The organism is Arthrobacter sp. CAN_A214, from assembly GCF_015751955.1.
In the GTDB taxonomy this organism is placed as follows: Bacteria; Actinomycetota; Actinomycetes; order Actinomycetales; family Micrococcaceae; genus Arthrobacter_D.
The window spans coordinates 1-8,394 of the sequence record NZ_JADOUU010000051.1 but is presented as its reverse complement, the minus strand read 5'-3'; the positions used below and the strand labels follow the sequence as shown (position 1 = coordinate 8,394).

General features: G+C 60.1%; 9 protein-coding genes. 4 read left to right on the top strand and 5 right to left on the bottom strand.

Annotation, left to right across the window (positions count from 1 at the left end; all coding sequences use genetic code 11):
- Positions 1-130 precede the first annotated feature (130 nt).
- Positions 131-787, top strand: coding sequence for a DUF7793 family protein (locus tag IWX65_RS16805; protein ID WP_196884707.1), 657 nt, complete (start codon positions 131-133; stop codon positions 785-787).
- A 561-nt stretch (positions 788-1,348) separates the two neighbouring features.
- Here IWX65_RS16805 and IWX65_RS16800 read toward each other — a convergent pair.
- The gene (locus IWX65_RS16800) at positions 1,349-2,188 is read right to left on the bottom strand and encodes an AfsR/SARP family transcriptional regulator (protein ID WP_334683966.1); all 840 of its coding nucleotides are present in this window, start codon (positions 2,186-2,188) and stop codon (positions 1,349-1,351) included.
- Positions 2,189-3,066: 878 nt separating this feature from the next.
- Between IWX65_RS16800 and IWX65_RS16795 the strand changes: the two genes are divergently transcribed.
- From IWX65_RS16795 to IWX65_RS16785, 3 genes are all read left to right on the top strand, one after another.
- Positions 3,067-3,822 (top strand): PAS and ANTAR domain-containing protein, encoded by a 756-nt coding sequence (locus IWX65_RS16795; protein ID WP_334683965.1) that lies wholly within the window; start codon positions 3,067-3,069, stop codon positions 3,820-3,822.
- Positions 3,823-3,917: 95 nt separating this feature from the next.
- The gene (locus IWX65_RS16790) at positions 3,918-4,649 is read left to right on the top strand and encodes a GAF and ANTAR domain-containing protein (protein WP_196884705.1); all 732 of its coding nucleotides are present in this window, start codon (positions 3,918-3,920) and stop codon (positions 4,647-4,649) included.
- A complete protein-coding gene (locus IWX65_RS16785; RefSeq protein ID WP_196884704.1) occupies positions 4,646-4,921 on the top strand; it encodes a hypothetical protein in 276 nt (91 codons plus the stop codon). The genes IWX65_RS16790 and IWX65_RS16785 overlap by 4 nt, the downstream gene beginning before the upstream one ends.
- Positions 4,922-5,319: 398 nt before the next feature.
- Here the strand turns inward: IWX65_RS16785 and IWX65_RS16780 are convergent, their stop codons facing one another.
- The 4 genes from IWX65_RS16780 to IWX65_RS16765 all read right to left on the bottom strand — a co-directional run bounded on the left by IWX65_RS16780 (position 5,320) and on the right by IWX65_RS16765 (position 8,220).
- Positions 5,320-5,520 (bottom strand): AsnC family protein, encoded by a 201-nt coding sequence (locus IWX65_RS16780; protein WP_334683964.1) that lies wholly within the window; start codon positions 5,518-5,520, stop codon positions 5,320-5,322.
- 681 nt (positions 5,521-6,201) lie between these two features.
- Entirely contained in the window at positions 6,202-7,026 is an 825-nt protein-coding gene (locus tag IWX65_RS16775) for an alpha/beta fold hydrolase (RefSeq protein ID WP_196884702.1), read from the bottom strand.
- Positions 7,027-7,118: 92 nt separating this feature from the next.
- Positions 7,119-7,892, bottom strand: a complete 774-nt coding sequence (locus IWX65_RS16770; RefSeq protein ID WP_196884701.1) for an alpha/beta fold hydrolase — start codon at positions 7,890-7,892, stop codon at positions 7,119-7,121.
- 37 nt (positions 7,893-7,929) lie between these two features.
- Positions 7,930-8,220: a hypothetical protein gene (locus tag IWX65_RS16765; RefSeq protein ID WP_196884700.1), complete on the bottom strand. Its 291-nt coding sequence runs from the start codon at positions 8,218-8,220 to the stop codon at positions 7,930-7,932.
- Positions 8,221-8,394: the final 174 nt, after the last annotated feature.

The window sequence follows — 8,394 nt, the reverse complement described above, 5'->3', positions numbered from 1 at the left end:
GAACTTCCATCATCGGAAGGCCTCGACCTCTATCTCGTCACCGACGCGCCCGCCCCGGCTACACCCCGCCTGCACTCTCGTTTGCGATGAGCCGGATTACCTCTGCCTGCGGTGGGCTCCTGGTGTCAGGATGGAGGCAGAAGACGTCCATTCCACGATCGCCGCGGTCGCTGATGCCTCACCTGCGGGGAAAAGGCCCTTGCTGGTACACATCGGGTTAGTGGAGCAGATCACTGTTGGGGCGAAGCAGTTACTCATCGAGGACACCTGCTCAACGCGCACCGCCGTCGTCGGTGTCGATGAGGTAGGAAAGGTGCTCACCGCGTTCAACTACCGCTCCGCCACTCCCAGCCGGTACTTCGTTGAGGAATCCGACGCCGTCGCCTGGCTTACCCAGAAAGCCGTCCCTGAATCCGCTACCACGGCTGCCGCCGCGGAATCGTTCACCGTGGAAATGCGTGGGGAGGTTCTGTGGGTGCAATGGCAGGCTGATGAGAGTGTCACCGATGCCGATGCAAGTGCGTTACTGGAACGAGCCAGGCAGATGATTCCATTGACCTGCCCGCCGATGCTCCTTCAGCTCAACCACATGGTCTCGCTCACCGAGGGCGCCCTGCACGCCTTCGGTGCGGGGTTGGACATCGCGGCCCTGGCCATCGTCGGAACCGGGGCCAGTGACAAGGTCATCACCGCCTACTACAAAATGCTCCACCACCCGCCCTATCCGACCCAGTACTTCGAAACCGTCAGCGACGCTCAAGACTGGCTCACCCACTGCTTCCAGTGAACAACGGGCACGAAATACGGGACATCGTCCTTCACGAAGCAGAGGGAGTGCCGGTCGACAGGATAGTTTTCCTTTCCAATACTGCTGCACCGGCTGATCTCCCACGGGCGGTGGGTGAACACGGCAACTCCTGGTACATCCTCACCCGGCCGGGCGGCGATCCTGCGGGCACCTGCACCTCCAGGACGCCACGGACTTTGCAACACCTGCCGACTTCCACGCCAGCATCTGATGGTAACTTGCGTCTTTGACCCAAGATCAGCCGCGGTAATAGTCACCCGGTTCGGGTGCTGCTGAAGCGGATCGATGCCTACGGGCAGGGGCCGACCATTCCGTCGAATACAAGCTGAGGCGGTTGAGCAGCCCAGTTCTTCACCGTGTAGGTGAGATACACCTGCAGCAGCTTGCCCCCCAGTGCGCGGGTGAATCCCTTGCAGAATTGAGCCCATACCGCTCACCTGTGAGCGACCATCTAATCATGGCCTCAGCGCTGTTTGTGCGGGCGGCTTCTCCGGTAGGTTCTCGAGTCCTGCGCCTACAACGAGAGGATTACGATCTTGGTCAGCCTGCCTGTTGTGCCCGTCGAAGGAAGGAGTCCAAGACCTTTTCGGCCCCTCCGAAGTTGAGCCCGCCGGTTGTCCTTCCCGTGGGGATCGCTGTGCCGCGGAGTCGCTGGCCCAGGTAGATGAGCGCTTCAAGGGCTTCCGAGAGGTCGCCTTCGGCTTCGCCGGTGCGGCGGAGAAGCCGACCATACAGTGCCTGTAACGCCGCACCGGGGCTGCAGGCCAACTCCCGGTGGAATGTCCGCCGGCATTTGTCATAGGCAGTCAATCCTTCAGCGTAAAGCCCCGCGAGTTCATATCCGGCCACCAGTGCGGTCCAGGCCCGTTCGTTCAACCCGTCCGCAGACAGGGCTGCCTGGGCCCAGGTGATGGCTTCAGTGGGGAGACCCAGGACGCTGGCTGTTTCAGCCGCCCGGATCTGCAACTCGAGCCGCTGCTCGGTAAGGCGCAGTCGTGCCTCATTCGCCCACTCGGGAACCACCTCGTCTCCCAGCAAAGGTGCCGCCGACATGTCCAGGGCACTGCGCAGTAACGGATACGCGGTCGCTGGAGGAGCCGCGTCGGCGTCGCGGATCAGTTGATGGAACTTCTCGAGATCGGAATCGACGAGATGCGTGTCTAAAACATAGCCGCCGTTGGCCGTGCGCAGGGGACCGGTTCTGGTCCGGCCGGGCTGGATGAGCCGCCGCAGGGAACATACGTAGCTTTCCAGGGTGGCCACTGCCCCGGCTGGCGCGCGGCTTCCCCAGAGAATCTCAATCAGCCGGTCCTTCGACACACCGGTGCCGAAATTCATCAACAGTATCTCGAGGATGTGTCGGGGCTTGCATCCACCCATGTCGGCCGCCGTTAGGATGACATCATCACGGTGAAGGTTGAAACTGCCGAATAGTTGCACGTATACAGTCGGTGTGACCTCAGGGTTGAGCTCCATGAACATACTCCGGAATCAAGTCGAGCGTTTCGAACGAAACGTTTCAGATTGGAGAACCTACTGCCCTAGGAGACTCCCCTGATTTCTCACCTACTGTGACATCAGCCGAATGGAGTGAACAATGAGATTCCCTACTCGACTATTGCAAACGTGCGAATATGAGTGCGCCACCTCATGCTTGAAGGTGAAACTAAGTATCGAACAAGTAGCCCAGCGAGTAACTTTCTATCACTTAGGCAACTAGCAGGCGCCTTACTACCGAGGCAGGTCGAGCGTGCACCAGCGAGGCGATGCGAGTCCCTTTTGGCTCCGCGAGTCCAAGCCCTTTCCTTATCCATAGGAGATGACGGGTGCCGCAATGACGCTGTTCTAGATCGTGGGCGGGGCACCCGTCACGCTGGTCCTACTTTTCCCTCATCCCGCGTCCTGCTCGGTAGGCGGTGCTGCGGCATTTCGAGGACAGTGCTTCCATGCTTCTCGGTCGAGCGGACTCTGCCCTGTACCAAGCGAAAAGCCAAGGGCGTAACTGCGTAGCATGGGCAATCCGGTCCTGACAAAGGAATCTGCTGCGTCATCGGCACCCTCAATCCAGCGCTTCCGGCTCCCATTGCGCCGCGGAGAGGGAAGGACCTGCCAGGCGTTCTTCCTGTATCGGTAGGGCATTACTTGGATTGCAACATGGTGCCGCCACGCTGTTGTTCTGTTACCGGGCGCCGAGCGGCAATTTTGGCGGCGTAGGCACTACTACTGCCAGGGCGGCCTGAGGGAAAGTGCTCCTTCAGATGTCCGATTTTTCGATTGCATTTGTTATCCTTCTGTTTTGGATTCCGGGTCAAGACACTGGCTCGGGTCGAGTACGTCGAACGGCCAATGCCATGTCCCTGTCCATTGAATCTTCAACGCCTCTCTCGGCCGTCGAAGCGAGCATCCAGTACTTCATCGATTGCCCCACCGGTACTGTCGAACACTACTTCGGGTCCCCGGCCTTCAACTGGTCCGATGAGCTTTACCGCATTCACGGATATGAACGCGGTGACGTCGTTCCGACTCTTGACCTGGGTCTTTCTCACATCGAGCCCGAGGACCGTGCGGCCGCGCGGGCGTTGTGGGAGAGCCTGTCCACCGCGGGCGGCCCGCTGTCGGCATACTTGTCCCTCCGTGACGTCGCTGGGCAGGTCCGCAAGGTCCTCATTTCCGGTGACCTCATTCGCGAGGACGAAACCGCGATCGGGGTGTGGTGTCTGGTCGTGGATCTGACCCGCTCCATTCATGTGGATACACATCGACTCGCCAATCAAGCTGTCGCCGCGTCGGCGTTGAATCGTGCCGTGATCGAGCAGGCGAAGGGCATCCTCATGGGCCGCGTCGGCCTCAATGCAACGGAAGCGTTTGAGCGCATCAGTCAGCGCAGCCAGATGACGAACCGGAAGGTTGTCGTCGTCTCCCAGGAGATCATCGATCGGGCTCATCAAATCAATCAGGGCAGTCAGCATCAATCCCGAGTCCAATCTTTGCTGGAACTCTTCCCGACACCCTAAAACTTGTCGGGACCGCCGATGACCCAGCCCACCCGGTAGTTTCGAGTCTGCCATGCACGAGTTCAACCTTCCGGTACTAATTACGAGAGATGCTGATGGACGCCCACTCCTCCCCGAATGAAGTTGCTCCAATCATCGGGCGCGCCAAGGGACTCCTCCTTACTGAACAGACCGCTCAACAGGCTGTGTCCGCTTTGGCGATCGCGGCCAAAGACGCCGTACCCCATGCAATTGGGGCCGGGGTAATTCTCGTCAGGGATGGCCAACCCACTAGTGTCGGGGCGACGGATACGTTGGTACTCCAGGCCGATGAACTGCAATACGAGCTCGGTGAGGGCCCATGTCTCAGCGCTTGGTCCGAAGGCGAAGCCATGCATGTCAAGGACACTGCCGCCGACCAGCGCTGGCAGGAGTGGAGCTCAGCAGCAACAGCGGCAGGGGTGCGCTCCTGTTTTAGTGTCCCGCTGATGCAGGGGCCGCATCAGCTCGGCGCGATGAAGATCTACGCTGCAATTCCTGGCGCCTTCACGGACCAGGACCAGAAACTACTGGCTCAGCTTGCTCTGTCGGCAGGAGTCCTGCTCGGACATATCCAGGCCAGTGACACGCCTCAACGCATCAGTGAGACTTTCAAGGAGACCCTCCGGTCTCGAGACACGGTCGCCACCGCCCGCGGAATCATCATGGAACAGCAAAATGTCCCAGAAAACGAAGCATTCACCTATCTTCTACAGAAAGCCGGAAATGAGGGTTTGTCACTCCACGAGCTCGCCCAGTCCGTCCTCCGGCGTGACTCGCGTCCAGACACCCCAAGCACCGCATCGTGAATCAGGACGGAGCAGATACATCGATTGAGGAGAAGCAACGTCGACGGATCGGCCATGCAATGACACAATCGGGCCTGAGCCTGCCCGAGGTGTGGCTGCGCTATTTCTCCCTTACCGGGGAGGTTGACGAATACGAAATCGATGCTTACCTCAATAGGATGATCCTTTTACCCCTGTTGCAGTGCGACATCCTCGCCCACGCCATCAACGAACTCATCGATGAGCTACCACCAGCGAATCATGCGCCCTACCGCAACGAAATAAACCCCTGATTCCAGCCCATCGGAGCGCAGAACGCGCCCCTTCGAGTAGGTGGTTGATGAAAGGCGGGACTGCCCCCGGATTGGTTGATTCGGGGTTTGATAGTTGGGAGCTTCTCCCTCTGCGCGGGTGGCCGAACTGTGTGTCCAACCTGCACGCTGAATTTCGATCGGTAGTCCAAATAATTCGGCACTCGACGACGGTTTCGTTCGCGCTATTACCGGTGCCTGAATTCGGATCGCATTTGGAGTATCTAATTCATGCGTGCGAATGTCGTCATTCAGCAAAGTGATAGGGAACCGCAGATTTCGCCATCGGGTTCGCCTGCCTGAGCGCGGGGGTCTTGCAGCGAGCCCCTCGATCCGGAAGCTGGCATCACCACAGAGGAGAGGAACCGTCAAGGAATGTCCTACTGCTTCCCGTATCTGCGGTGGACTGCCTGTTTACTGACGCCCAGACACAGAGCGATGGCTTCCCAGGAAAGCCCTGCTTGCCTCGCCTTCCGAACCAACGCGGCTTCAGCGCGCCCGACTTCTTTGTTCAGTTCAGCGACGGCATACAGCGCTGCGGCGGGCCCTTTGCCATCCATCGATCCGATCAACGTTTTCATTCGATCAACCTCCATGTGTCAACATTAGTTGACGCATGGAAGTCGATCAAGCAGAACGATTCAGAGTAGCAGTCGACATTCAAACAAGTTCCTCCGTCAACCGGTAGTCTTACGCCGGCTGCCGGCGTGACTCATGAAGCACGCGCTCATTCCCCGTCCCGGGAACTTATGGAAGCAACCACCACCGAGCCGGAGAGGTATCGACGCACGTCGGGCTGACTCGGTGCCGGAAACCTGTTGGCCGAGCTCAAGGATGCTGCCGACGTCGCCAATCGCCTCGACCGAAAAATGGAGCGCCTGCACGAGGTGGTCGAAAACCCGCAGCACACCCGAAATGCCCAAGCAGCTCCTCCAAGCATCGAGTCCTCCAAGGAACTGCTCGAAAGGATCACCCGTGCACTGAAGAGCCCTCAAGCCCTCAAGCCACACCGTGCCCGCGGTGTCCGCATCATCTCTAGGATCAGGGAATTTCGAGGACAGCGTAGTGGCCTCCGACATTGATGGCATTGGCCACCGCGTCTCGGCGCGGGCTTGGTATACCCCTAACCAACTCCAGCCCGCCTTTTTCCCAAGCATCCCGGCGCTGGACGGTTGACGGCTTACCTCTCGGTACGAGGGCCGCGCGCCGAAGATTCTTTACCCCGACACGGCAGCCGCGGAGTGCTCACCGCGTTCGCCGGGTTATACGTGGGGTGATGGCGTGCGCATTACCTGCCATCCGGGTCCACGAGGAGTTATCGGTTCGTCAATTCGGACTCCCTGTTCTGCAGTTCGTGCAGGCTGGTCGCGGTTTGTAAAGGCGAGGATTCCCGCAGCAACCGTTGCGGGATCACTGTGGTGCACTGAATGTGGATTGCCGGGAATTTCCAGCAGTTCCCCGTGTTGCGCGGTGTCTGCCAGTGTCCGCGACCAATGGGTGCCGGCGATCAAGTCCCGGGTTCCTCGCATGATCAAAACCTTTTGTTCGACCATGGGAAGTCGTTCTTCGAGGCGATACGCCAAGGCAACCGCGAGTTCGGCGAAGTACCAGCGGGGGCCGCAGCGCAGGACATCCAAGAACTGCACGGCGTTAAGTGGCGGTTTTTCCAAGGTGGAATTCACCCCGAGGCGGAGGGCTTGCTGGAGTGCGGTGCGTCGTTTGACGTCGACTGCTGCACCAATCAGGACGAGCTCGGTGACCAGATCTGGGCGGGTGATTGCTAGTTCGGTGGCGCTTTGCACTCCCATGGAGTGACCTACCACGGTGCAGGAGTTCACTCCGATGTCGTCCAGGAGGGCGCCGATCAGATCCCCGTTGGCAGAGTTGGACATCTCTTCTGCCGGTGTGGCGGTCCACCCGTATCCGGGTAGATCGATGAGATACGTGTCGCCATGATCGGCCAGCACGGAGGCGAGGCGTTTGAAGTAGCGGTGGGACATGCCGATTCCGTGAATGAGGACGAACACCCGCTGCGATACCGGTTTGCCGGGATCGGCATCCGATTCGCGGGCACGGGTGTGCATCATGGGATACGCGCGGCACTGCCGGTCACCGATCGTGATGCTGTAGAAGCCAGGGATGTCTGAGGCAGAGGTTGCGCCGCTGCGCCCGCTGACCATTACGCGGAGACGGGTGAGAATGGTTCGAGCCTTTCGTTGGGCAGCGCCGGGGGATTCTCCAGCTGGGATAGAGCGGGGCGGTTGTCCTCGCGGAGAAGGGAGAGGATCGCCCCGGTAACCGCCCGGGCACCTCCGCGGTGGGCGGCGTGAGGTTGCTCGGGCGCCTCCACGAGCCTGCCGTCCTGTGCGGTGGCGGCCAGGCGCAAACACCAGTGGTGCCGTGCCACGGGGTCATTGCTGCCGCGGATGATGAGGACCGGTTGGATCACCAGCGGAAGACGTTCGTGGATGCGGTAGTTGAGCATCACGGATAATTCAGTGAAGTACCAGGGCAGGCCGCAGCGGGCATAGTCCGTGAGGACCATGAGATTGGTCAGAGGCCGCTCCCTCAGGCTGTCCAGACCGAGGGTGAGGGCATGCCACATGACGGAGCGGCGGGCCGAATCCGTGACCGGGCCGATCAGGGCCAGCGAAGAGACCAGGTCGGGGCGTTGCAGGGCGAGTTCGGTGACGAACTGGGCGCCCATCGAGTGGCCGATGAGCACACAGGACCGGATGCCCTCCGCGTCCAGTGCTTCGGCGATCACGGCCGCGTAGTCTTCGACCTGCAATTGCTGTTCTGGTCTAGGTGTTCCTCCGAAACCGGGCAGGTCCAGCACATAAGTGTGTCCATGGTGGATAAGTTCGGCCTGTAACCGGTCGAAGTAGCGGTGGGACATGCCAATGCCGTGCACCATCACGAAGATCGGGGCTGCCGCGTCCGCCTGTGGCATCGTCGTTGAGTTGACACGGCACGCCCGCCCATCAACGTCAGTCAACGGATTCCACCGCACTTGCAGGAAGGGTGTCGTTTCCCGGCGGGTGGAGGATGCTGGGGTCGTATGTTGCGACGGCTTCGAGTGCGTCCAGCACTGCCAGGGGCGCCAGGTCCGCTACGGCGGACACCACGGCGATCGGCTCTCCGTGGGCGACAGCATCAGCGATCGCTTTCTCCAGTTCCTGCGGCGCGTCCGCCAGCGAGGAAAGCATGAAGGCCTGCAACGGTCCAGTGGATCTTGATTCCGCCGCCGTGATGATCTTTTCAAGGTCCTTACCGGTCATGGTCATTCACCTGTCAGTTCTAGCAGGGGGAGGAAAGGAGCCAGGAAGGGTGATCATGGCCGGTGATACTGAACAATTCATGGTCGTCGGTATTTGTTGATGAGGGGGCAGTCGAAGGGGTCGCGGGCTGAGAGTCCTACCTGGTTGAGGTATTTCACGACTGCGCCGTAGGAT